This is a genomic window from Paenibacillus sp. AN1007, from assembly GCF_040702995.1.
Classification (GTDB): Bacteria; Bacillota; Bacilli; order Paenibacillales; family Paenibacillaceae; genus Paenibacillus.
This window is the reverse complement of record NZ_CP159992.1, coordinates 854,557-879,941: the sequence shown is the minus strand read 5'-3', so window position 1 is coordinate 879,941 and position 25,385 is coordinate 854,557. Positions and strand designations below refer to the sequence as shown.

The following is a 25,385-nucleotide window of genomic DNA, read 5'->3' as shown; positions in this document are numbered from 1 at the left end:
GATTAGAAATCCTGTGTATGCAGCACATGTCTTGTTTATAAAACGGCTTAGTTGGCTGTTAGTACAGAACCAGCTTTGGTTTTTGCGGCAAATTGATCTGAATGGATCAACGGAAGCCAATACAGCGGATTATTTTTGACGATGCCCATCAAGGCCAATATGATTCCCGAGCTGCCTGAATACACATCATCCGCTAATCGATAAGAAAACTGACCGGGATAAACATAATATTCCCGTTTATCTATTAAAAATAGATTCAGTAGATTCAAAACCTCTTGTTCCATTTGTTCACGTTCCTGTCCCTGCTCCACCATAGAAGGCAGTAAGAGAAAGCTGCCCGCCCCATCAAATAACCCTCCACTGATGGTAGAACATATACGCGACAATTTTGAAACCGCCTTCATTTCACTTTTGAAAAAATCTTGTCCACTCACATGATTGAGAAACCATATGCATATGCCGATACCTATCGATCCTCCGGAGAGATAGGGCAGTTGTCGATTTCTCTCATCCACCGTTTGGATTGAGCCGGTAGATTCATCCATAATTGTTTTCTTCAGATCTTCAGATATGAGCTGCTTTGCCTTGTCCAAATATGAAGTATCCCTCGTTGCCGAATACATGGCGGAATAGAAGAGTGACACACCTGATAAACCATCTATTACACCGATTTCTACAGCCATCCAGTCATTGGTACTTAACTTTCCTTCGTGATCCAGGTTCTTCTCTATTAATTCTTCTATTTCCTTAGCGTACTTCACATATTCATAATCTTCTGTTTCAAAAAATAAGCTGACAACAAACAGACCTATTCCTGAAAGACCTGAGCGTAAAGAGATATTGGTTTCGTTCATATTCCGTCTCATCATCTTCAATTCTTGTAAAACAACATCCTGATATCCCGTTTCGTACAATAAGGCCAGGACTCCCGTTTTCCCTGTTATCAGACCGTTCCCATCCATGTGATTCAGATGTTTCAGCAAGAAATCTTGAATCCATTGGTTCACTTCTACTGAACTGACCTTATTTCTCGTGAGAACATAGGCAGCGCCGCTTCCTCCTGTCAAAAAGTTATATTTGCCTCCATTCATCTCAAACTGACGAATATCACCGTTAATGAATCGCTCATCATTCGTTAAATTGTGCTGCATACCTTTAATTAAATTCGCTGTAATTGAAGATAGATCCAGATCAATGGTTTGTTCATTCATTTTAATGGCTTCAGGTACATATGACTGGTACTCCTGGATCTTAAGATCGCACTTCCCCTGCAGGTCTACAATGAATTGATAAAACGAATCATCATACAGCTCTTTAATCCACCGAAAGTGGTTATGCTGTAAATACGTATCTAAAACTTCGGAAGATAAAATTGGAAGAGCCAAATATCTTGTCAATTTTTTTAAGCCAAACCAATCTCGCGCACCACTGATTTTTATCTCTTGTGAAGCAAATCCGATTGTCATCATACTAGGCTTTTCATCCGAATTTACAGGCATAGCTGTTTCAAAATCGATCAGTTTTACAGTCAGATCCTCCATCACCATAATGTTGGCCGGTTGGAAGTCTCCCATAGCAATATCTTTATGATGCATCTCTTCGATTAACGCAAATAATTGAAGCAGTATCTTTTTGACATGTTCAGCATGTATGTTCAGGTCTTCATGATCCCTAAAGAACGGGAAATATTTAGCAAGCCACTGCCTTAAATCTCCCCCCTCAATGAATTCTTCCACCAAAAAGAAATGCTCCCACTCTTGAAAATATTCGATTAGCTCTACGACTCCAGGTAGATCTTTAAGTTTCTTCAGCGCCTCGTATTCCTTGGTTTGTCTGGACAATGAATCCCGAGCTGCACCATCCAGACCTGCATTAGGTCTGGCTTCCTTAATGATTACTTTCAGATTGTCCTGCTTACGAGTCGCACCGTATACCCCGCCCGCATTACTATAGCTCAGTGCGGCTTCAATCTCATACCGTTCCAGGCTGCTGTCACCACTGGAATCTGCATCATCCGAGTCCTTTGATATATTTATTGTATTAAGGTAATCGTCAAAACCTTTGACGAAATCAGGCACCTGATAATACGGGGTTCTCTCGTCTTTAATTAATCGACCTTGATCATCTTTGATACAATGCTCCCCATATTCATTAAAAATACTCCTGAAACCGCCGTACCTGTAAAACACGTTACTATCTTTCCACCGTTTATCACTCAGAATATAAGGTCCTTTTTGGAAGCCTGAGGTTGCAAAAGAGATCATATCCAGCAGCTTTACGAACTCATCATTATTCACAGGGTATACCGTTATGAATTTGCCTGAAGATGCTCGGTTCGCGTTTTTCGAATTCATCTTGATAAAGCTTTGTTTATCCTTAAGGTGTTTGAATTCAACCCGTTCATCTATACATATTTTCGAAACCTTTTCTAATAAACGTTTTGATTCTTCGAATAATGCAGAGACATGAATTTTCCATCCCTGATCAGGAAGAGGTGAATCCTTAACATGATAGTGTTTCCAAACCGATTCGTTTGCTGATATTACAACGTAAGGGTCAGGAAGGTCACTCAGCTCATAGATGTGCATCTTTTCTTCGCTGTTTTCCGACTTCCCGTAGTATTCCGAATTCGGTTTTAGATACAGGTTGTACAGCATGTTCCCTTCCATTCCATTCCCTCCTAAAATTAAGTATCCACCCTATCAGATATCTAATTTACATTGTTATAAGAATTATATTCACTGGGCCAAGTTAGATAGAACACTTGACCTTATTGTCGCTGAAGACATCCCCTTATCAAAACTCTTTTTTCTGATAGATAAACATAGAGACACATAAAGATATTATATAGACAAGTAAACCAAATAATAAATAAATGATAGGAACAAATTGGTCAGGATCATTGGCATTCAGGCTCGTGGCCAATCCGCCAACAATACCTTGTGAAACGATCGTAATTAAAATTGCTCCGCCAACACTTCCCAACGTAATGGAATCTGACTTTTCCGGTCCAAAAATATAATAGAGAGGGAAATTGATACCGCCGGTTATGAGAACTGCAAAAGTGCCAAAAAAGATAGCATGGAACATATTGTATATCTCCGTACCTGACACAAGACTATAGACATAAAAGATAGCGAAAGATAACAGAACACCATAAATGACGACTAGAAAATAGAATAGGTAGTGACTTTGAACGACATGGCTTCTACTCACAGGTAAGGTAAGGACATATTTATCATATCCTGACTTTCCCTCAAATTTAATGACATCGAGTGCAGACATGACGATGAGCAAAATATTTAACATGGCAGCCAAACGGTGCATGGAATCATCTGCGTACGTTAGAATGATGACCGACAGCAAAATAGCCAGACCTGTGTACCACAGTGAACTCCGATATACCAAGTAATAACTTGTCATTAATAAACCTTTCATTTATTCATGACTCCTTGTTAATAATAAACTGATCTCATCCATAGAGATTGGTCTAGTCACCATACCTTCTGGTAATTGTTTTTTATCTGATACAAGTACATTATAATAAGAATCGCAACTTCTCTTGGCCACCACAATTTCCGGATGAAGTAAGTCAAGCTGTTCTCCAGCGAGGTCGACAATCGCATATTTTTCAAAGACCTTTTCCTTCTCTTCATTCAGCAAGATCTCGCCCTCCTTTATAATGACAAGATGACTTGCTATTTTCTCGATATCACTCATGATATGTGAGGAAAGTACGATTCCCCCTCTGCCATCACTTACAAAGCTTTTTAACTCATTTAACATTTCTTCTCTTGATGAAGGGTCAAGTCCTCCCGTCGCTTCATCGAGAATCAACAGCTCAGCATGATGTGATAAGGCAACCGCTACAGACAGCTTCATCGACATTCCACGTGAGAACTCATTTACTTTTTTATCCATAGGCAGCGAGAAAGTACGGACTAAACGTTGAAAGTTATTCTCGTCCCAGTTTTTGAACAAATGTCCAAACACGTTATTTAACTGCTTGATGGTCAGATGGGCTGGAAGATTGGCTGCATCAAATACAACTCCAATCTTCTCCTTGATCTGAGGATTTTTATTCATATTTTTCTGGCCAAACAACTGAACTGTACCGGCATCGTTAGAAATAAGGCCCAGTACTATTTTGAACGTTGTTGATTTACCGGCACCGTTATCACCAATGAAACCAACGATAGATCCAGGAGGAACATTGAAAGAAACATCTTTTAATGCCTCCTTGGCTCCATATGATTTCCTGATATTTTTAATCTCCAGAAGATTAGTCATGTTTTCACTCCTGTTTTTCTGCATGTTCAGTAATCTTTGACAACTAGCGTTGTTTTGGATTCATCAGAAAAATGCAAGTGCAGTACATCTTCAAGATCAGATTGAGTTAACTGCTCCAGTGCAGGTAATACGTCAAATAAATCGGTATCGTTAGAGCGATAACGTGTAAACTGATTTGCAATAAATTGCAGGGAGTTAATGGAACTTAGAAAACGGCCAATTTCTTTTTTGATCACACGCTCTGCATCTTCTTCAGGGATGGATTCCGTTTTAAACCGCTGTATCGTTTCGTTTATACAGGATATTACTTTTTCCGGTTCGCAGCTGTTCCCACCTATGATTGTAAATCCGAAATTTTTCTCGCTTGTATATTCGAAATGAAATGAACTGTCCACATAGCCGAGGTTATACATTGTATTGTATGCCTCTGAACTGATGCCAAACATTAACTCCAACAATACATTCACAGCTAACTCATACTTAAGCAGTTCCCGCCCTCGTCGTAACGGTTTTGTTTCTTTGTATCCTACTAATACTTGGGGAATAGGGACCGGCATCCGCATTACGCTGGAGCTTCGATTCACGCCGCGATCTTCGTCAGCGAAAATACAGCTGGCCTCTACCTTTTGCGGAAAGTTCTTATGCTCTTGATTTTGTCGAATAAGCTCCATCGTTTCTTCAGGACTTACAGGCCCAACAACGAAAAGCAGCATATTGCCAGGATGGTAAAATGTCTGGTAACACGTGTATAAATCCTCTTTGGTAATACTTCGAATGGATGCTGCTGTCCCGGCCAAATCAATTTTTACTGGATGGCTTGTGTATAAATTGTCTAAAACTCCGAATTGAGCACGCCAGCCTGGATTATCGTCGTACATTTTTATTTCCTGTTCTATGATTCCTTTTTCCTTTTCTACGGCTTCATCCGTAAAGTAAGGCTCTTGGACAAAATCCAGCAAAGTTTCAAGACTTTCATGGACGCTGGAAGCTGCCGATATTGTATAAGCTGTACGAGTAAAGCTCGTGAAAGCGTTGACATTTACTCCCAGCCGGGCAAACCTGTCAAACACATTCCAATCCTTACAATCAAACATTTTATGTTCCAGAAAATGAGCCAGCCCGTCTGGCAGTGTAATAGAATCTTCTCCTGATAAAACGAAATTCTTATCTACAGATCCAAATTTAACAGTGAGTGCTGCAGCTGTTTTATGAAAATCTTTCTTAGGAAGTATGTAAACTTCAAGACCATTGTTCAGCTTCTCAAAGTATATTGTTTCTTCCAGTATATTATATTGGATAGCTTCCAAAGCGTTTACTCCTTTCTATTCAAGAAGTAGATTGTATCCAGCTCCCACTTATTCACGGCGTTAACGACATCTTCTTTGGTTACTGAGCTGATTCTTTTAATATGGTCTTGAATCGCAGCAGAAAATCCGCTATCCACAGCTTGAATAAAGATATCCATAATGCCTTCAGGGGAATCATGTGCTTCTAACAATAAGTTGATCAGCAGTGCTTTACCTTGTTCCATTTCGGCTTCCGTAAAATCGCCCTTTTTCATCGCGTATTCTTGATCTCTCATTAGTTCGATCACACGTTCATAATGTTCAAAATCAATTCCTGCCATCGCTACAAGCAAGCCTTTGCTGCTTTGAATCTGGGAGTGAGCATAATAAGCAAGACCTTCTCTTTCGCGTATCGCACGAAATAACTTGGAGGATGGAAACCTTCCGAAAACAGCATTTGCTACTCTTGCCGCCTCGTAATGCTCATCTTGTATGGTTGTAGACATTCTATATCCCAAAAGGAGCGTTCCTTGCTTGACCTCCAGATGATCCTGTACCACTTTCACCGCATCTACTTTGGATCTAATTGAAGAATTTCTATTTAAAGAGATATTATTATACTTTTCACAAAATACTTCATTGACCATGACTCTGACATCTCTCTCGTTAAAAGCTCCAACGATGAATAAATCAAAGCGATCATTTCGAAGCATGTCATTATAGACTTGGAATACGGATTGCGCATGGAGAGAATTTATCTCTTCCCTTCTACCATACGGCGGACTGGCATACGCCTCGTCTTCAAACATCTCTTCCACCAGACGAACATGGGCGTACAACACCTTATCATTGAACATCGAATCCATGCGCTGTTTTAAAAACTGTTTTTCCCGTTCAACAATCTGTGGATGAAACGCTCCATCCTCGATTAAAGGGTTATAGATCATTTCGTGTAATAGAAGCAGGGAGGAATGCAATAAGGAATCGCTATCATTCAGAAATTGTTCTGCTGAGATTTCCATTTTTAAGGAAATACAATGATCCTCTCCCTTTTTGTATGTGTCCCAAGAAAGCTCTGCCCCGTACATCTCATCCAACTTCTGTTGTAATTGCTTGCGAGTCGGGTATTTCATTGAGCCTCCGGTGAGAATCTGGGGAATTAAAGCTCTCGAAGTGATGGATTGCTTATCCAGGGGTGCTCTCATTGTCAACATCAGACTTATGGTCTTGAATTTATCCGTGTTATATAGGTGAAGTTTCAGGCTATCTCCTTCATCGGAATTTATCGTTATATTTTCCAATTGAGATCTCCTCTCTTAAATATATCATGTCACGGATGATGTGCTGTTTCCAAGCTGCAGCTTCCTCTTATGTTCTCATAAAATGTACATTTCACTCTATTATATGCAGTCAAAGCAAGAGACTATCTTTCATCCCCTATGTTATGCCTTAAACTTTCAATAAATTACTTAATCTATATTTACATATATTTTCCACTATTGTATCACAATCCAATATAGAAATATACCATAATTGCCCATTAAATCCTCGAAAGCGCCAAATAAAAAACGACACTCCTCACAGTAAATCGACAATCCCCTGTCTTATTTTGTCATATAAATAAAGGAGAATATAAAGATAGACATATGAAGACTGCATATACCTAATAAAAAAAAAGACGAGCCAGCTTTCGTTAAACCGAAAACCAGCTTGTTTTTGATTTCATTCAGCATTTACATTCACATTTGTATTTGACCACAGTGCCTGTGTTTATCTTTTTTTGAGAACAGCTGAGATCATCTCTGCCGCAGCTTGAAGCAATAAAGCAGCAGCGTGAACGATCAGAACTAAATTAAACAAAGGAAAGGAATAAGGAGCAACCCATTCATTAAGCAATCTTGATTGCAATATCCCCTTAAGCATTTCAGTAAATACATTGTTACTATCATTTAACTTGGGTTCCAGGAACGTACCGTCAATAACCATAAAGATGATTTGAATAACTATAAAAATTCCAATTCGGATCATCCAGCGTTTTGTACGATTCGGGTGAGATTTCTGCGAAACGTACGACATCACATCATCTCCTCTCATGAAATAGAAATTCCCGGGTGTTATACAATGAAGGCGCGGCGCGGCTGTTTTTTCTTTGATGTATGTACTTCTCTTTACCTGTAATAAATATACATGTCACAGATAGATTTATACCACATCTCTTTTACAATTCACTTGTAACATTACAAATAAAGAGAAAATTCCAACTCAAACAGGAGGAGCATTCTATATCAAAAATCAAATCTCGCATGCCCTCCGTCTGCCACGCCTTCAATATGTTCAATATCCAGCAGCCTGCGCTTCATCTCCAGTCCGCCGCGAAAACCCGTCAGCTTGCGATTAGCACCGATAATGCGGTGACATGGAAGTAATACGGGAATCGGATTGGCCCCATTTGCCGCACCTACAGCACGTACAGCTGAAGGTCTGCCGATCACTGCAGCGATATCTCCATACGTACGTGTCTGTCCATAGGGCACATACCCGAGTGCCTTCCACACCTGCTGCTGAAACGGCGTGCCAATCAGGTCGAGCGGGATGTCCTCCGTATAGACTGTCTTTTCTCCTGCAAAATAAGACACCAGCCAGTCCATCATTCCAGTCCGCTTTAATGCCTGCTCATTCTCTTCGAGTGCAGTGCCTGGTGCAATTTTACTAATCCAGCCAGTCCAATCCTCCAGTTTTTCATTGGGCATCACGATCCTGCACACTCCCTTTTCGGTTGCAAGCAGACTCCATGGGCGTCCGTCCAGCTGTATATTGGCATACATTATCTTTTGTCTCATCCCATATTCACCTTCTTTTTTCCCGCGATTACGTCAGCCGTTTTTTGTGTCTGTCTGTTCACCTTACGTTTCATGCTTCGCATCAATTGCTTATCCTCTGGCGTCACCCGGTACGATTCTATAATCTTCTGGAGAGCCTTATTGTACGTAAAATCGTCAAGCGTATTTTGCTTCAAATACGGCATAACAGCCTCGGGCTGTTTCACATAAGCGATCGAGATGGCCCAAGCTACAGCCATTTTCACATAATATGCCTCATGTTTAATCTGATCAAGTAAAGGTAAAACCTGATGAATATAAGGCTCTTCCAGATAAAAATTCAGCAGCATCACCACACCAAACCGGATTTCGTATTCTTGATCTGACCGCAGGTAGGGCTGAATGAAGTTCCACATCGCTTCGGGATGCACTTTGGTATATTTCAGTCCGGCACAGAAGCTGTCACACACCGACCAATTGTCAATCTTGGGCACAAACGCGGCAATTCTTGTCAGCAGCTCATGTAAATCCGCCTGTGCATGACCAATAACCATTGCCTGCAGCATAACCTCCTCAAAAAATTCATCCTTCGCCGTATCCAGGTACGTACGCCAGTCTTCCGCGGCAATCTGTTTAGCTATTTTGCGGATAGCGGGCAGCCGCACACCCAAAACATTTGTAATATTCGGGATGAGAGAAGCTGAGAATTTTTGGTATTCCGGCTCAGCCAGGCTGAGCAATTGTGTTCGAATCTCTGTTTCCAATACACACGACCTCCTCATTTGCTGCTGTAGAACAAGTATATCCTGAGCGCTTCCATTTGTAAGCCTATGTCGAATGTTTAAGCAAGATTTCAACATCCTGCTTCTCCCTATGCATGTACGGTTGTTTAGCTGCAGGCCCTTTTCGTTTAAAAATATGGAGCCCATCTTACAGAAAAGGAGTGTCGATATGAAAGGGTCACAGACCAACAAAGAGCTTTCCGTAGAGGAAATCACCGAGCAGCTCAAGCAGCACGTGCAGTCTCAGAATCTGCCGGAATTCTATAAACTCGTGAAGGAGCTGCGTCCCTATGATCTTTCACTCATCTATAAAAAGTTCCCTGAAGACGATAAAAATCGTTTTCTTCTTCTGTTCAAACCGGATATTCTTGCTGATTTAGCCGAAAATCTGAAGCTGCATGAACAGGCCGAACTTTTTGAAAGGCTTGGACCAGAACGTACATTGGAAGTCATGCAGCAGATGGATAAAAGTGACCTTATCCGATTCATGCACGATCTGCCAGCGAAGCGCAGGGAAGAATTGCTGTCCAGCATGAACCTGGATCACTCCGCCATTATTCGGTCTGTACTCAGCTATCCGCCGGAAACGGCCGGACGAATTATGACAGACCGCTATCGTACCTTGTTCACTCACGATACAGCGAAGGAAGCGCTTAGACAGTCGCAAGGTACACTACATCTATCCGCCTCCAGTTATCTCTATGTTGTCGACGATGAGGGTAAGCTGGCTGGTGTCGTTAGTTATCGATCCCTCGCCTTGGCTGACGACAAAACCAAGGTTGAAGAGTTAATGACCAGGAGGGTTATTCACGCGACCGTAGATATGGATCAGGAAGAAGCGGCACAACTGCTGCGAGCGTTACGAGTTCATTGCCCTTCCGGTGGTGGATGAGAACAATCGGCTGTGCGGGATTATCCAAATGGATGACGTCATTGACATCATTATGCATGAGGCCAGCGAAGACCTTGCCAAAATGGGCGGCGGCGGCAAGGATATTGATTTTGATACCAAACCGCTGGTCGCGGTCAGACGCAGACTGCCCTGGCTCATTTTACTGTTATTGATCGGATTGATTTCGGGAAGCATTGTCGATTTTTTTGAAGATACATTGAATCAGGTCGTTGCTCTCGCATTTTTCATGCCTATGATTGCCGGAATGACGGGAAATACGGGGACTCAGTCCCTCGCTGTCGTCGTACGCGGACTTATTGGACGCAAGCTCGACAGATCAACTGTGCTGGCTTTAATTGGACGAGAGATTAAAGTGGGTACAATGATCGGCCTTGTCTGCGGTCTGCTGATTACAGTAATTGCTTATTTCTGGCAAGGGGACTGGCTGCTCGGTATGATTATCGGTGTATCCCTGTTCTTCACGTTGATCATCGGCACACTGACAGGCACCTGCATTCCGCTGCTGCTCAGCCGCTTCAAGGTTGATCCTGCTGTTGCATCCGGTCCTTTAATTACAACACTGAACGATATTCTTTCACTGTTTATCTACTTTGGAATTGCCACCCGTTTCATAGGTGCGCTGATGTAGATAAAACGGTGCAAGGCTTAATTTACACCGAGCTGTCTATAGGTAAGAAACTTGGATATGGGCTGGAACCTCTTGACCAAAAAGAATAATATGGTATCGTAAGATATATCATTTATTGAAACTACGTTTCACACAATGAAACAAGAGGTGGTAATGTGCCCATCAATTTTCACGATCAACGCAACAGAATGACGTATACGACCAGAACTGCGGATGCATCATGGCTCTCTTTGCTTCAGGAGTATGTGGATGTATCGGGGAAAGAGATTGTTGATATCGGCTGCGGCGGAGGAATTTATACCCGAGCTTTAGCAAACTCAGGAGCTGCACATGTGACGGGTGTAGATTTTTCAGATGAGATGTTAAAAGGGGCTGCTCGGCATTGTGAGAATTTGAGCAATGTCACATTGCAGCAGGGGAACGCCTACAACTCGGGACTTCCAGACCATACTTTTGATATCGTCTTGGAAAGAGCGCTCATACATCATTTGCAAGATTTAGACAGCTGTTTTCAAGAAGCAAAACGTATCCTGAAAAACAATGGTGTGTTCATCATCCAAGACAGAACACCTGAAGACTGTTTACTCCCAGGAGACGAACATAACATGAGAGGTTACTTCTTTGAGAAGTATCCTGAATTGATTGGCATGGAACGCTCACGTCGGCACGAAGCCCATGAGGTCCAGAGATCGCTTGATTCCAATGGATTCATGATCGTTAGAACCGTGCAGCTTTGGGAAACCAGATGTGTTCACCAGAACCTGGCTGCATTAAATAAAGATCTGGCGCAGCGGACTGGACGCTCGATTCTTCATGAATTGACAGACCATGAGCTTGGCGAGCTGATTGTATTTATTAACAGCAAACTTAAAAACAGTACAACTCCAATTATTGAAAAAGATTCATGGACATTATGGATTGCTGTTCCAAAATAAAGACAAAAAAGGCTTGGCATTTGCCAAGCCTTTTCGCTAAATCCATATTAAATTTCGTTATATTTACCTTTAGTAAACGTTACATTCAGTATATTTTATATTTTACATCTATAATATTAAGCCGCTCTTTTGTTTTTATTATAGATATCAAATGCCACCGCCAGCAGCAGCACCAAGCCCTTGATTCCCTGCTGCCAGTCGATACCGAGACCAATCAGGGACATTCCGTTGTTCAGCACGCCCATAACCAGACCACCGATGATGGCGCCAAATACGGTTCCAATCCCTCCCGAAGCTGAAGCTCCACCGATGAAGCAGGCTGCAATCGCGTCCAGCTCAAAGTTGGTACCTGCTCTTGGTGTAGCCGCATTCAGACGAGCGGCAAAGATCAGACCCGATACAGCGGCCAGTGTGCCCATGTTCACAAACACCCAGAAGGTCACTTTTTTCGTTTTAACCCCGGACAGGCCTGCAGCCTTCTCATTGCCTCCAAGTGCATACACGTGACGCCCCATCACCGTACGATTCATGACGAAGGAATACACGACAATCAGCACAAACAGGAGCACCAGAATGTTAGGAATACCTGCGTAACTTGCTAGTACGAATGTAAACAGGTTGGTTACCGCTGCGACTACAATCAGCTTGAGCAGGAACAGCCCTTGCGATACCACTTCAAAGCCATACTTGCGCTGGGAAGCCCGTTCCCGCATTTCGTTAATAATGTACCAGATGGTGAGTGCAATCCCCACAATAATGGATACCAGACCCAAACCGGAGAATTGAACATCCGGCAGGAAACCCGAGCTGATTTTCTGGAATCCACCAGGGAAAGGTGAAATAGACTGCCCTTCAAGTACAATCATTGTAAGTCCGCGGAACAGCAGCATGCCCGCCAGCGTAACAATGAAGGCCGGAATCCTCACATACGCAATCCAGAAGCCCTGCCAAGCACCAATCAGCGCACCTACCAGCAGGGAAGCAATGACTGCAAGCCATGCAGGCAGCTGCCAATCGACCATCATGATAGCGGCAACGGCACCGACAAAAGCCGCAATCGAACCGACGGACAAGTCGATATGCCCTGTAATAATAACCAGCACCATACCAATGGCGAGGACCAGAATGTAACTGTTTTGTAAAATCAGATTCGTAATGTTAATGGGCTTCAGCAGCAGCCCGCTGGTCAGCACCTCAAATAAAAGCATGATGACAACGAGAGCAATGATCATCCCATATTGACGTATGTTATTTTTGAATAGTTTAGTTACCGTTTCCATGCTTACCGCCTCCAGACTTGGTCATATATCTCATCAGTGTTTCCTGCGATGCCTGCTCCCGGCTGACTTCACCCGTGATTCGTCCGGCATTCATCACATAGATCCGATCACACAGGCCCAGAACTTCCGGCAGCTCCGATGAAATCACCAGCACACCCTTGCCTTCGGCAGCAAGCCGATGAATGATCGTATAGATTTCGAACTTGGCCCCTATGTCAATTCCACGCGTCGGCTCATCCAGAATCAGAATATCCGGCCCGGCAAAGATCCATTTGCTCAGCACTACCTTCTGCTGGTTACCTCCGCTCAGATTGCCGGTTTTCTGCAGAATGTTAGGTGCTTTAATGTTCATGCTTTTTTTCATTTCTTCCGCGACCAGCACTTCTTCATGTTCGTTTACAACGGCATTACGAGTCAGTTTGCTTAGTCCGGTAAGGGAAATGTTGCGTTTGATATCATCCATTAAAATAAGGCCATATTCCTTGCGATCCTCCGTCACATAAGCAAAACCATTCTGAATCGCCTCGGTCACACTATTGTTCTGAATTGGCTTGCCATCCTTGATCAGCTGTCCGGATATGTTACGTCCATAAGATTTGCCGAAGATGCTCATCGCAAGTTCCGTGCGTCCGGCACCCATCAGCCCCGCAATCCCGACAATCTCACCACGTCTGATGTTCATATTGATCTGATCCAGCACCTTACGTTCCGCCTGATGCTCGTGATACACCGTCCAGTCTTTCACTTCCAGCACCACGTCACCAATGGTGGCATGACGTTCAGGATAGCGGCTCGTCAGATCTCGTCCGACCATTCCGCTGATGATGCGGTCCTCGGTGACGTTATCCTTCTTCATGTCCAGCGTTTCAATCGTCCTGCCGTCCCTCAGAATCGTCACTGCATCCGATACCTTCGACACTTCATTCAGTTTGTGAGAGATGAGGATACAGGCAATGCCCTGCTTTTTGAATTCCAGCATCAGCTGCAGCAGATTTTCGCTGTCGTCCTCGTTCAGCGCCGCGGTGGGCTCATCCAGGATGAGCAGACGTACTTTTTTGGAGAGCGCTTTCGCAATTTCAACAAGCTGCTGCTTACCTACTCCGATGCTGGATACCAGCGTGTTAGGGTTTTCGTTCAGCCCTACTTTCCCCAGCAGTTCACGTGTCCCGACAAAGGTTTCCTTCCAATTCACGATACCTTTGCTTGCACGCTCGTTGCCCAGATATATATTTTCCGCAATGGAGAGATACGGGATCAGCGCCAGCTCCTGATGGATAATGACAATGCCCAGATCCTCGCTTTGCTTGATATCTTTGAACTCACATGTCTTACCGCGGAACAAAATGTCTCCTTCATAGCTTCCATGCGGGTACACTCCGCTCAGCACCTTCATCAGCGTAGACTTGCCTGCTCCATTCTCGCCGCATATGGAATGAATCTCGCCTTCCCGTACTTTCAGGTTGACGTTTTCCAGCGCTTTGACGCCCGGGAACGTTTTGGTAATGTTCTTCATTTCAAGGATGACGTCCGTCATGGCATGTGCTCCTTTCCTGGATCATGCGTATAACACGCCGATCTTTTGCATCGTATTTTAAGGCAAACCAATCTCTTTCATCGCACTTTACGGTAGGCCGATTTCTTCTTTCGTGTAATACTTGCTGCCCACAATATCTTTCTCCACGTTGGTTCGATCCACTGAGATCGGGTCGAGCAGATATGCAGGAACCACCATTAATCCGTTGTTATATGACTTAGTATCATTAACTTCTGCTTGTTTTCCCTGTAAAATGCTGTTGGCCATCTCCACTGTTTTCTCGGCGAGCTTGCGTGTGTCCTTGAAGACCGTTTGTGTCTGCTCTCCAGCCACAATGGACTTGATCGATGCCAGTTCCGCATCCTGCCCCGTAATAACCGGCAGCGGTTTGTTCGGCTTGCCGTAGCCAATGCCTTTCAGAGACGAGATAATCCCGATACTGATTCCGTCATACGGAGATAACACGGCATCCAGATTATCACCCGAATAATAAGCGCTCAGCAGATTATCCATCCGTGATTGGGCCAAAGCACCGTCCCAGCGCAGTGTAGCAATCTGCGCCATGGTCATCTGTTTGCTGCGGACGACCAGTTTGCCAGAATCAATGTATGGTTTGAGTACGGACATCGCACCGTCGAAGAAGAAGTACGCGTTATTATCATCCGGTGATCCGCCAAACAGCTCAATGTTAAACGGCCCCTTACCATCCTTAAGCCCCAGCTTCTGTTCAATATAGGAGGCCTGCAGCACTCCAACTTTAAAGTTGTCAAACGTAGCATAGTAAGTCAGATATGGCGTATTACGAATAAGTCGGTCATACGAGATGACCTGAATGCCTTCGTCATGTGCCTTCTTGATAACATCCGTCAGTGTGTTGCCGTCTACGGATGCGATGACCATGACATCTACACCTTTCGTAATCATGTTCTCAATCTGTGAAATCTGATTCTCAACCACGTCTTCCGCATACTGAAGATCTGTTTTGTAGCCCTGCTCCTGAAACAGACGAACCATGTTCTCTCCGTCTCCTACCCAGCGTTCCGATGATTTGGTAGGCATGGATATGCCGACATACCCTTTTTCCTTGCTGCCCACATCGCTTTCAGCCAGATTACAGGCCGAGAGCATCATAGCCATGATTAGAAGCCAGATCAATGCTGCTCCTTTTTTCATATGAAGTTCCCCTTTCTCCACGTATCGCGTTCGTTTTTCATAAGATAACGCTTACAACATATAGAGTATCCTGCAGCTTATTGTTCCTCTCTGCATCCCATGGTAGCATTTCAGTACCAGCAGGGTCTTTGCAGGTTTTGAACCTTTTTTATAAAAATTTAACTTTTGATGGAAGAGGACAGCGAAAAACCCGCCGCAGGCATTTTACCTTTAGCGGCGGGTCTACTTCTATTCTCGATATATTGAACTTAAGCTGCTCTGCACATACAGACGCATGACAGATGGATTCCTACCTATATCGGATCTGCGGTGGAACGTTCGGTTCCGCCATTCTTGCGATATTGGGCAGGGGAGATGCCCATCGTTTTCTTAAACGCCGTGCTGAAATAATGCTGCGTATCATACCCCACTCGTTCGGCGATTGTATGGATCGGGAGTGCAGTGGAATCCAGCAGCTGTGCAGCCTTACGGATTCGGGCACGAGTGACAAGCGTAACAAAAGAATCGTCCAGTTCTTTCTTCAACACACGACTGAGATACACCGCCGACACCTGCAAACGGGATGCCAGTGATTCCAGCGTCAGTTCCCGCTCCGCATACTCTTCCTGAATCATCTGCCTTGCTCTGCGGACGAGTGGAGAGAGCTTCACTTCTTCATAGACCTGCCCACGGCAATGCCGATATGTATCCGGCACTTCTTCCAGCGTTCCGGTGTGCGGCTCCACATGGGCATGCACTGCAATGTTCAGACATGCGCTGATCTGCTGCTCCAACAGAGATGCGATCTCCTCCGGTGCCTCCTGCCACAGACAAATGCCAATGACGCTGCTGGCATCGCGGAACAGCACATGCGCACGGTCTCCGAGCAGTTCCGTAATGATATTTTCCACGGCAAACAGAAACAGCTGGCGGTCATTTTCTCTCAAAATGGTCTGGCGCGCTTCAGCAGCAGGCCAGCGCACAACACCGATCTGCACAGGTGATACCGCAGGAAGATGCAGAAAGGTGAGCTGCTCTGTCAGATTTTTACCGCCCGTCTGCCCCTCCATCCATTCCTGACAAAATCGCTGACGCAGCAGTGGAATGTTCCGTTCAATCTGATGCGCTGCCTGTCTGACATACGCTGTCCGCTGATGTTCCTCGTCCAGCCGCTGACGCAGCCGCTTGAGTGCAGCATACAGCTGTTCTGCCTGTACGGGCTTCAGGATATAGTCTTCCACCCCGAGACGGACCGCTTCCTGAGCATAAGCAAATTCATCATGTCCCGATATGATCAGATATCGAACTCCCGGGCAGCGCTCTTGCAAGGCGCGAATGAGTCCAATGCCATTCAGGAACGGCATATTCATATCAACCAGCACCACATGTACATGCAGCTCTACTGCCCGTTCGAGTGCTTCTTCGCCGTCCTCGGCTTCACCCACAACCTCCATGCCGAGTGCGGCCCAATTTATAGCCTCCCGGATTCCTTCCCGAATGATCGGTTCATCGTCTGCAATCAGCACACGATACAAGGTATCCGCTGCATTGGCATTGACGGGTGTCATTGAATAATCCACGGCCTTCTTCACTCCTTTTTCGATTCATCCTGATGATCTCGCGTCTCATTCTGGGGAAGTGGTGCTGCGGGCAGTTCTCGCATCAGTGGATGAACTATTGTCACACAGGTTCCTTCACCCGGCCTGCTGTCCAGCAGAATCCCGTAATCACCGCCAAATGACAACCGTAACCGCGCCTGCACATTCAGCATCCCATAACTTTTGCCCGTCCATTCTGGTGAAGACGATTCCAGACTCTCCATAGGCATATCCAGCAGCCGCAGCATCTCCTCTAACCGTTCCTTGGTCATTCCGGCTCCGTCGTCCTGAATCGTCAGATGAAGCCGCCCCTGATGCAGATTCCCTTTAATGACTATATGACCCGGGCCGCGTCTGCCTTTAATACCATGATAAATTGCATTTTCCACCAATGGCTGGAGCAGCAGCTTGAGCACATATAGGTTCTGTAAATCATCTGGGACATCTACTGTACAGCGAAGACGATCACGGTACCTGGTCTGCTGGATCTGCAAATAACTGCTGATATGCTCCAGCTCGGAATGAAGCGGAATATAATCCTGCCCCTTGCTCAGTCCGATCCGGAACAAACGGGACAGTGCCCCTACCATATCCGATACACCGTCAGCGCCTTCCTTGCGAGCCATCCAGTGAATCGTATCCAGCGTATTATATAGAAAATGAGGTTTGATATGCTCCTGCAGACTGCGCATCTCCGCATCCCGTTTCTGCCGTTCACGCAGCTCATTCAGCAAGATCAGCTGGCGAATCCGGCTCAGCATTCGGTTAAAGCTGCTGCCCAACATGCCGATTTCATCGGCCCGATCACTCCAGCGGCCCGCATTGAGATTTCCCGTCTCTGCCCTGCGCATATACGACATCAACCGGAATATCGGCTGGGCAATCGAACGCGAGAACCACAAAGATGCACTCAGACCAAATAAACACACCACAAAAACAAAACTGACGACATAAAACTGAATCTGCCGCACCTCGGATATCGATTCTTTGGTTGGGAATACCCCTACCGTTCTCCAGCCTGTAAACGTAGAGGATTGATACATGAACAGCAATGTCTCTCCATCCACCTGTTTCGTAAATGTTCCGCTCTCCCCGGCGTTAAACCAGCTGACCGGAATATGTTCAATTAACGGATGTTCTGGTTTATATACGCTTTGTCCATTCGCATCTGTCACCATGACATACCCGGATTTCCCAAGTGTCACATTACGCGCGGCCTGTGAAACAGACCTCAGCTTAAGATCAATCAATACAGCACCTTTCACAGCTCCACTCGTTTCATCCGTGACCGAGCGGACGACCGACACGATCTCATCGTTCTTATACCGCACATGGGTTGTCATGTTGCGCTCCTGCGGCTGACCCAGCACGGTGAAAATACCCGGCTGCGCTGCAGCATTTTGATACCAATCTTCCCGGGTCAAACGCTGGTCCGTTCGAGGATACATTTCGTTGCTGATGTAGTCACCGCCGCTGTTCACAAGCACAATGCCGGCAATTTCCGGGTATAACGTGGTGAATCCCTGCAGGGTCTGCTTCATACCATAGAGACGATTCTGCTCAGATTCTGAATGACCTTCAGTGGTGGATGATTCTGTTCGACCGCCACCATCTCCGATAAGCTTCTCATCCATAAATGCATTCACATCGGGATTAAACGCGATCAGGTAGGTCATATTTTGCAAATTCTCCATCTTTGTGTTTAACGCTTCATTGACCTTGCCTATCAACTGCATCGTGTGTCCCTCTACCTGACGCTCCACGACCCGCTCAACCGTCCAGTTGACAAGCACTCCCATTCCGACGGAAGGCACGATCGCGAACAGCAGGAAGAGCAGCATCAGCTGATACCGCAGCGGCATATTGCGTAAACGCAAACGACGGACACGATCGCCAAGCACAGAACGCCATGTTCTCCGGCTCCACACGTTATTTTCTGCCTCATGTTCGTTGACTGATTGATTGGCAGAAGAGCTGGACTCCTGGTTATTTGGCATAATAATCATCCACATTTGAACGGGTTACGACCGAGATCCCCGTATCGACCGTAACAGGAAGGGGTGCATTTTCCCCGGAAGGTGAAGGCGCGGGTACGGTTAGATGATGATGCAGATGGAACAGATACTGAAGCGACCAATATCCCATGTTCCAGGTTCCTTGTGCAATCGTAGCGGATATCGTGCCGTTTTGGATTAGATCCAGCGTTGCTTTATTCGTGTCAAAAGAAATAATATGCAGTTTCTGACCATGGCTTGAACCTGCATTTTGCACCGCTTCGCCAGCCCCAGCGCCTGCTGTGGCCTCAGTAACAAATATACCTGCCAGCTTTGGATGTGCCTTCATCAAGCGCATTGTTTCATCCCGGGATTTAAGTGTATCCCCATGTCCATCTGCCACTTCAACCACTTGCATGGAAGGATATCGCTGCTCAATCGTTTCACGGAATCCTTTCGTTCTTTCCTCATGATTCTGCTGTCCCGGCAGCGTTAATACAGCCACTTCTCCTTCACGGCCGAGCAGTTCGGCCATTTTATCCGCTGCCGTTACGCCTGCCTTGTAGTTATCTGTCCCCAAAAAAGAATATGACTTACTCCCCGGTGCATCTGCGTCAAACAGGATCACAGGAATGTCTGCTTCCACTGCTTTGTTGATGGCCGGAATCAATGATTTCGGATCAATCGCCGATATAGCGATGCCTGCGGGTTTGCGTGCAATGGCCTGCTCAATCACGGTGGTCTGTTCCTTTGCATCATACCGTGTAGCCCCGCGGTATTCGACGGTCACGCCAAGCGCATCCGCAGCATCCTCAAAACCTTTCAACGGACTCTTCCAATATTCCAGACCCGACTGGAACGTGATCATCATGTACGTTTCACCCAGATCACCGCGCAGTCCGCGGTTTTCCCACGAGCTGTCCACCTGACTGGTATATTCAAATCTCAAAACATAAAGGGCAAACGCCGCAATCAGCACAATATAGATCAGCAGCATTTTTTTCATTTCATTCACTTCCTCAAGTGGTCTATGTCTGTTTGTACACCCTCACTCCGTTATAGATTGTAAACGCAATCATTCAAAAAGGGAACCTCTCCATATAAGTTGACTAAAAATTTACACAGTCCACTCCGATGACAGAATAACCTGGAGAGTAGCGGTTATCCCCAGATTTTTTTGATTCCCTTTTTCAAAGGGGAAAATCTGGTGATAAGCGTATGCTTCCGATGCAGCTTTCTTGCAGAAACCTTTTAGGCGAACGCTTCGCTTTTTCAGGTTTTTTCTGTCCTCTCCGTTAACGTGTAAATAAAATACGCACAACTTTTATAGAGAGTGCACTGATCAGGAAACACGCCCCATGACCTCAAGCACGGCTGCAATAATGTACTATAGCTCTGGTATGCTTCGCCGTATGATTACAACAATCGTCTTTCAATTTTATACAAATCTCTCATCGAGGAAGGAGCTGGAAATGAATATTCTTTCTTTTTTAATCTACTGCACCGTTGTTACGTTCACACCCGGCCCCAGCAATATTGTGATTCTTTCTTCTGCTCAAAAGGTAGGTGCACGCCGCACCATGCCCTATGTCTGGGGAGCCACTTTGGCTTTTGGCATGCTGCTGATCGCCTCTACTTTTCTGAATCAGCTTCTCGCTAACATCTTGCCGGGCATATTACAGTTTATGCAGGTGATCGGCAGCATCTACATGCTGTACCTTGCATATCAAGTCTATCGAATGGGCTCTACCGAGGAAGTTCCGCAGGCCATTTTGGGCTTTTGGAACGGTGTCATGATGCAGTTTGTGAATCCCAAAGTGGTACTGTTTACGTTTACCGTCATTCCGGCCTATGTACTTCCCTACACGGATGCAGAATCCTGGTCTGCGTTCTTCTATGTTATGCTGATTACATGTATTGGTTTTCTGGCGTACTCGAGCTGGGTTGTGTTCGGCACTATTTTTCGGTCCTTATTGAACCGATACCAGCGAACATGCAGTATGCTGATGGCACTTTTTTTGATATACTCAGCCATTATCGTGTCAGGTCTGATCTAACAAACTTACTTCATCTGCGGAGGTGTGCGGTATGGAACAGTTTAGCTACAAACGATCCGAAGACGTGCTGGCTCTGTCCGCCAGCTTCACCGATTTCGCCTATAAAAAACACTGTCATGAGGAATATGCTGTAGGGGTAACCCTGCGCGGGATTCAGCAATATCATCTGGACGGTCACTATCAGGCTTCACATCCGAACGGCGTCATGCTGTTTAACCGGGAGCAGTTCCATGATGGAAGTTCGTATGATAAAGAGGGTATTGATTATGTGATGCTTTACCTGAAGCCCGAATTAGTTGAAGAGATTATGGGTAAAAAAGAACTTCGCTTCTCCACGCCTATCGTTTATGATCCGAAGCTTGCCCGAAGTATTCTGATGCTGAACGATGCCGTGCAGCACAGACAGGATGAAGCCGAGTGCAGCACCCGGCTCTTCGATCTGGTGCATATGCTTGCCCGGGAAGAACAGCCCTCAAAGCTCTGGAAGCCTCAGGACAGTCTCGTTCGCAAAGCAAAAGAAATCATGTTTTGCAGCACGGCTAATGTGCTGAAACTGGATAATCTGTCTGCTGAATTCGGCCTCTCCAAATTTCAATTTATTCGAGAGTTCAAGGCCCATGCTGGAATTTCGCCCTATCAATTTTTTCTGAACTGCAAGGTTGAGCATGCCCGCCAATCCCTTGAGAAACACAAAGACATCTATGCCGCTGTAGCCGACTGCGGCTTTGTGGATCTGACTCATCTGAACAGACACTTCAAGCGAGTATTCGGTGTTACCGCGTATGATTATATGTTACAGCTCCAGCGTTAATATGGAGTTAAAGCTCTCCGGTCGGATGCTCATCACCAACCGAACTCAAAAACACAGCTGAAAGATCAACACCCCCTTACGGAACGTGCTCACGTCCATAAGGGGATGTTTGGTCTGTCAAATGTTACTGCACACTGCGCTCACTGCAGTGCAGCTCCTGTTCCTTCATTTGGCCGCTCTCAAACCTACTAACTATGATATTACTGCAGTCAATCCCACCATGGATATTATGCTCTCCGCTGCTTTCTTCTCCACAGCCAACCACCCGTCAGCGCAAGGATCACAACTGCACCTCCACCATATAGGTAGATCATCCACGAATTTCGATATCCGCTGCTGCCCCTGAAATCAACAGAACTTACAGGAGTGCCTTTACCCAGCATATTGATCGCCTCTCCAGCCTGTTCCAGCTGCAGATTACCGCTGCATAGACTGCTGTATAATTTGCCATCCTTCTCATTCTGATTAGCAAAAATAAGATAAGACTGATTATGGGTCAATGTTGTTCCACAGGCATCTTCGCCCATATTATTGATCAGAATTTTCATCTTTTTTTCATCTACGCCTTTCCATGCCGTGTCCACATCCAGCGTATATTTCTTATACTGCCTGCTGCTGAATATGGAGTCTCCCCCGATCTTGACCACTTTCCCCGTAAATACTGCGCTGTACCTCTCCAGCTTCTCCTTGACACTGGATTCCACACAGCTGCACGCATAGGCACGATCTCCTGACCAAACGATTAAACTTGCTGCACACAACATCAGAATCAAAACAGCCGAAATGATTCTCCTCATTCTTACGCCCCCCATAAGCTTCACTTAAACTACTTTTATGTTATTAACGTATCCATTTTCGTTTTTGTTTGTTTTATTGTAGAATGTTAACACTATGTTAAAAAGGTTATGTACATACTTCGACTATATCGATTGAATGGAATGATTGAACCTTTATCGGTGCATTCGTGCAAACCATACTTTCGTTCGACAGATATAGCCGTAACAAAGACACCCTACATCACGGAGGAACCCTACATTTGAAGCATAATCGAACGCAAAAAATCTCTATTCCGCTGCTCGCTGCAGCGTTATGCCTCTTCGCTTTTATCAGCACCGCACTCTCCATCAGCGATAATCAAATTCACCGCTTTGATGCTGTGCTGATCGACCGGATTCAGGGCATGGAATCGCCGGGCATGACTCAGTTCATGCAGTTCTTTACCTGGATTGGCAGTGAACTTCAGGTGGTTGTCATTACCGTTATTGTCATGTTCGTGCTTTATGCCTTTCTGCGCCACAGAAGCGAGCTGCTCTTTCTGGCCAGCGTGCTTGCCGGTTCTACTCTGCTGAACACCGTGATCAAGCTGGTGTTTCAAAGAGCTCGCCCAACCATTAACCGCATTATCGAAGTTAGCGGATACAGCTTCCCCAGTGGACATTCCATGGCTGCATTCAGCCTGTATGGCGGACTGGCCTTTCTCATCTGGAAACATATCCCGAGCTTTGCCGGGCGGGTATGTATGATTGCAGCCAGTGCTGCTTTTATCCTGATGATCGGCATTAGCCGGATCTATCTGGGCGTGCATTACCCTAGTGACATCGTTGGCGGCTACTTTCTGAGCGGGTGCTGGTTATTCACCTGCATCTGGTTCTATAGACGCCACCTGCAGCGGCTGTCCCGACGGCATGCCAAAAGCTTCGCATAGCTGCATGCATCCTGCAGGGAGCATCACAAAGACCCCAGCGATCCTAAGATTGCTGGGGTCTTTGTTCTTCTTCTTTTAACAAAAGTTACTTCACTTCACAAACTGCTTCTTCGGATAGTAAACACTTCTTACAGTTCCTCACCATTGGAAGCAATCACGTTTTTGTACCAATAAAAGCTTTTCTTCGGTGTGCGGCTCAAATCACCATGGCCATCATTATCTTTGTTGACATGAATGAAACCATAACGTTTCTTCATCTCTCCAGTCGAAGCACTTACAAGGTCAATACAGCCCCACATTGTATATGCAATCAGGTCTACACCGTCCGCAACCGCTTCTTTCATCTGCTCAATATGACCTTTCAGATAATCAATCCGGTAGTCATCCTGAATAGAACCATCTTCTTCTACGACATCGACCGCGCCGAGCCCATTCTCCACCACCATTAATGGCACCTGATAACGATCATACAGATGATTCAGCGTGTAGCGCAGCCCCTTCGGATCAATCTGCCATCCCCAGTCGGAGGCTTCAAGATATGGATTCTTGATACCACCCAGCAGATTTCCTTCCGCTCGATCCAGCGATGCATCCGCACTCTCTACGAGAGACATATAATAACTGAAGGAGTAGAAATCTACACAGCCTTCACGCAGCGTCTGCTCGTCTTCCGGCTGCATTTGAATCTCGATGCCTTCTTCTGCGAAGAAACGTTTTGCGAATCCTGGATATGCTCCCCGAACCTGTACGTCGCCACAGATCATGTTGGACAACTGATCTTTCTTCTGCGCACGCAAAATATCGTCAGGATTACACGTATTCGGATACGTTGTCATGAAAGCAACCATACAGCCGATTTTGAAATCCGGGTTGATCTCGTGCCCCAGCTTCACCGCTTTGGCACTGGCCACGAATTGATGATGCAGCGCTTGGAACCGAGTCTGTGGCTGATCTACTCCGTCCGTCAATGTTTCTTTGCCCTCAAACAACAATCCACCTGCCATATATGCACCAATCGGCATGGTCAGACAGTTGATTTCATTAAAGGTCAGCCAGTATTTTACCTGATCCTTATAACGGTTGAACAAGGTTGTACAGTAGCGGATGTAAAACTCGATTACTTCACGAGAAGCCCAGCCGTTATATTTTTGTGTGAGGCCAAACGGTGTCTCGTAGTGAGAGATCGTCACCAAAGGCTCAATATTATATTTTTTCAACTCGGCAAAGACGTTATCGTAGAACTTCAAACCTTCTTCGTTTGGCTCCAGATCGTCACCGTTCGGGTAAATGCGAGACCAATTGATCGACATGCGAAACATTTTGAAACCCATCTCGGCCATCATCGCAATGTCTTCTTTATAATGTCCATAAAAATCAACCGCTTCATGGCTCGGATAATAGGTACCTTCTTCAAGTACAGGTGTAATTCGGCGGGGCGTGGTATGTGTTCCTCCTGTCATCCTATCTGCTGTGCTCGGTCCTTTGCCGTCCCGATCCCATCCGCCTTCAAACTGATTGGCAGCCGTAGCACCGCCCCAAAAGAATCCGTCCTTCATTTTCATGCTGCGTTCCTCCTCTTTTGCTGACTGCTGCAGGAGCAA

22 protein-coding genes are annotated in these 25,385 nt (G+C 45.4%); 6 read left to right on the top strand and 16 right to left on the bottom strand.

All coding sequences use genetic code 11. The annotated features are described in order from the left end of the window. Window positions 1-47 precede the first annotated feature (47 nt). The 8 genes from lanKC to ABXS70_RS03895 all read right to left on the bottom strand — a co-directional run bounded on the left by lanKC (window position 48) and on the right by ABXS70_RS03895 (window position 9,159). Window positions 48-2,669, bottom strand: coding sequence for a class III lanthionine synthetase LanKC (gene lanKC, locus ABXS70_RS03930; RefSeq protein WP_342552382.1), 2,622 nt, complete (start codon window positions 2,667-2,669; stop codon window positions 48-50). Window positions 2,670-2,796: 127 nt separating this feature from the next. Beyond that, on the bottom strand, window positions 2,797-3,438 hold the full coding sequence (locus ABXS70_RS03925) for an ABC-2 transporter permease (protein WP_366293987.1): 642 nt from the start codon (window positions 3,436-3,438) through the stop codon (window positions 2,797-2,799). Beyond that, window positions 3,439-4,290 carry an ABC transporter ATP-binding protein gene (locus ABXS70_RS03920; RefSeq protein ID WP_342552384.1) on the bottom strand — a complete coding sequence of 284 codons (852 nt, stop codon included), beginning with the start codon at window positions 4,288-4,290 and terminating at the stop codon, window positions 3,439-3,441. A gap of 26 nt (window positions 4,291-4,316) precedes the next feature. Next, complete coding sequence (locus tag ABXS70_RS03915) at window positions 4,317-5,597, bottom strand: pitrilysin family protein (protein WP_342552385.1); 1,281 nt, start codon at window positions 5,595-5,597, stop codon at window positions 4,317-4,319. Between the two features lie 5 nt (window positions 5,598-5,602). After that, window positions 5,603-6,877, bottom strand: a complete 1,275-nt coding sequence (locus ABXS70_RS03910; protein ID WP_366293983.1) for a pitrilysin family protein — start codon at window positions 6,875-6,877, stop codon at window positions 5,603-5,605. Between the two features lie 469 nt (window positions 6,878-7,346). Continuing rightward, on the bottom strand, window positions 7,347-7,670 hold the full coding sequence (locus tag ABXS70_RS03905) for a YfzA family protein (RefSeq protein WP_342552387.1): 324 nt from the start codon (window positions 7,668-7,670) through the stop codon (window positions 7,347-7,349). A 191-nt stretch (window positions 7,671-7,861) separates the two neighbouring features. After that, window positions 7,862-8,416 (bottom strand): methylated-DNA--[protein]-cysteine S-methyltransferase, encoded by a 555-nt coding sequence (locus ABXS70_RS03900; protein ID WP_342552388.1) that lies wholly within the window; start codon window positions 8,414-8,416, stop codon window positions 7,862-7,864. Beyond that, complete coding sequence (locus ABXS70_RS03895; protein ID WP_366293978.1) at window positions 8,413-9,159, bottom strand: DNA alkylation repair protein; 747 nt, start codon at window positions 9,157-9,159, stop codon at window positions 8,413-8,415. Before ABXS70_RS03895 ends, ABXS70_RS03900 begins: the two co-directional genes overlap by 4 nt. 187 nt (window positions 9,160-9,346) lie before the next feature. Between ABXS70_RS03895 and ABXS70_RS03890 the strand changes: the two genes are divergently transcribed. The 3 genes from ABXS70_RS03890 to ABXS70_RS03880 all read left to right on the top strand — a co-directional run bounded on the left by ABXS70_RS03890 (window position 9,347) and on the right by ABXS70_RS03880 (window position 11,653). After that, window positions 9,347-10,069 carry a CBS domain-containing protein gene (locus ABXS70_RS03890; protein ID WP_366293975.1) on the top strand — a complete coding sequence of 241 codons (723 nt, stop codon included), beginning with the start codon at window positions 9,347-9,349 and terminating at the stop codon, window positions 10,067-10,069. Then, window positions 10,059-10,718 carry a magnesium transporter gene (gene mgtE, locus ABXS70_RS03885; RefSeq protein ID WP_366293972.1) on the top strand — a complete coding sequence of 220 codons (660 nt, stop codon included), beginning with the start codon at window positions 10,059-10,061 and terminating at the stop codon, window positions 10,716-10,718. Before ABXS70_RS03890 ends, mgtE begins: the two co-directional genes overlap by 11 nt. A 155-nt stretch (window positions 10,719-10,873) precedes the next feature. Next, on the top strand, window positions 10,874-11,653 hold the full coding sequence (locus ABXS70_RS03880; protein ID WP_366293969.1) for a class I SAM-dependent methyltransferase: 780 nt from the start codon (window positions 10,874-10,876) through the stop codon (window positions 11,651-11,653). A 116-nt stretch (window positions 11,654-11,769) separates the two neighbouring features. On the opposite strand, the gene mmsB is transcribed toward ABXS70_RS03880, so the two are convergent. The 6 genes from mmsB to ABXS70_RS03850 all read right to left on the bottom strand — a co-directional run bounded on the left by mmsB (window position 11,770) and on the right by ABXS70_RS03850 (window position 20,217). Further along, entirely contained in the window at window positions 11,770-12,933 is a 1,164-nt protein-coding gene (gene mmsB / locus ABXS70_RS03875; protein WP_342552392.1) for a multiple monosaccharide ABC transporter permease, read from the bottom strand. Continuing rightward, a complete protein-coding gene (mmsA, locus tag ABXS70_RS03870; RefSeq protein WP_342552393.1) occupies window positions 12,917-14,467 on the bottom strand; it encodes a multiple monosaccharide ABC transporter ATP-binding protein in 1,551 nt (516 codons plus the stop codon). Before mmsA ends, mmsB begins: the two co-directional genes overlap by 17 nt. 87 nt (window positions 14,468-14,554) lie before the next feature. After that, entirely contained in the window at window positions 14,555-15,640 is a 1,086-nt protein-coding gene (chvE, locus tag ABXS70_RS03865) for a multiple monosaccharide ABC transporter substrate-binding protein (protein ID WP_342552394.1), read from the bottom strand. Window positions 15,641-15,933: 293 nt separating this feature from the next. Further along, window positions 15,934-17,187: a response regulator gene (locus tag ABXS70_RS03860; protein ID WP_342556419.1), complete on the bottom strand. Its 1,254-nt coding sequence runs from the start codon at window positions 17,185-17,187 to the stop codon at window positions 15,934-15,936. A 20-nt stretch (window positions 17,188-17,207) separates the two neighbouring features. Then, window positions 17,208-19,079, bottom strand: a complete 1,872-nt coding sequence (locus ABXS70_RS03855) for a sensor histidine kinase (protein ID WP_342556420.1) — start codon at window positions 19,077-19,079, stop codon at window positions 17,208-17,210. Window positions 19,080-19,203: 124 nt separating this feature from the next. Further along, window positions 19,204-20,217 (bottom strand): substrate-binding domain-containing protein, encoded by a 1,014-nt coding sequence (locus ABXS70_RS03850; protein WP_342552395.1) that lies wholly within the window; start codon window positions 20,215-20,217, stop codon window positions 19,204-19,206. A gap of 466 nt (window positions 20,218-20,683) precedes the next feature. Between ABXS70_RS03850 and ABXS70_RS03845 the strand changes: the two genes are divergently transcribed. Continuing rightward, window positions 20,684-21,268, top strand: a complete 585-nt coding sequence (locus tag ABXS70_RS03845; RefSeq protein ID WP_366293964.1) for a LysE family transporter — start codon at window positions 20,684-20,686, stop codon at window positions 21,266-21,268. A 31-nt stretch (window positions 21,269-21,299) separates the two neighbouring features. After that, window positions 21,300-22,079, top strand: coding sequence for an AraC family transcriptional regulator (locus ABXS70_RS03840; protein WP_342552397.1), 780 nt, complete (start codon window positions 21,300-21,302; stop codon window positions 22,077-22,079). A 227-nt stretch (window positions 22,080-22,306) separates the two neighbouring features. Here the strand turns inward: ABXS70_RS03840 and ABXS70_RS03835 are convergent, their stop codons facing one another. Then, window positions 22,307-22,876 carry a hypothetical protein gene (locus tag ABXS70_RS03835; RefSeq protein WP_366293960.1) on the bottom strand — a complete coding sequence of 190 codons (570 nt, stop codon included), beginning with the start codon at window positions 22,874-22,876 and terminating at the stop codon, window positions 22,307-22,309. A 239-nt stretch (window positions 22,877-23,115) separates the two neighbouring features. Here ABXS70_RS03835 and ABXS70_RS03830 point away from each other — a divergent pair, with 239 nt between their 5' ends. Then, window positions 23,116-23,784, top strand: a complete 669-nt coding sequence (locus ABXS70_RS03830) for a phosphatase PAP2 family protein (protein WP_366293957.1) — start codon at window positions 23,116-23,118, stop codon at window positions 23,782-23,784. Between the two features lie 128 nt (window positions 23,785-23,912). Here the strand turns inward: ABXS70_RS03830 and ABXS70_RS03825 are convergent, their stop codons facing one another. Continuing rightward, on the bottom strand, window positions 23,913-25,346 hold the full coding sequence (locus ABXS70_RS03825) for a glycoside hydrolase family 1 protein (RefSeq protein ID WP_366293954.1): 1,434 nt from the start codon (window positions 25,344-25,346) through the stop codon (window positions 23,913-23,915). Window positions 25,347-25,385 lie beyond the last annotated feature (39 nt).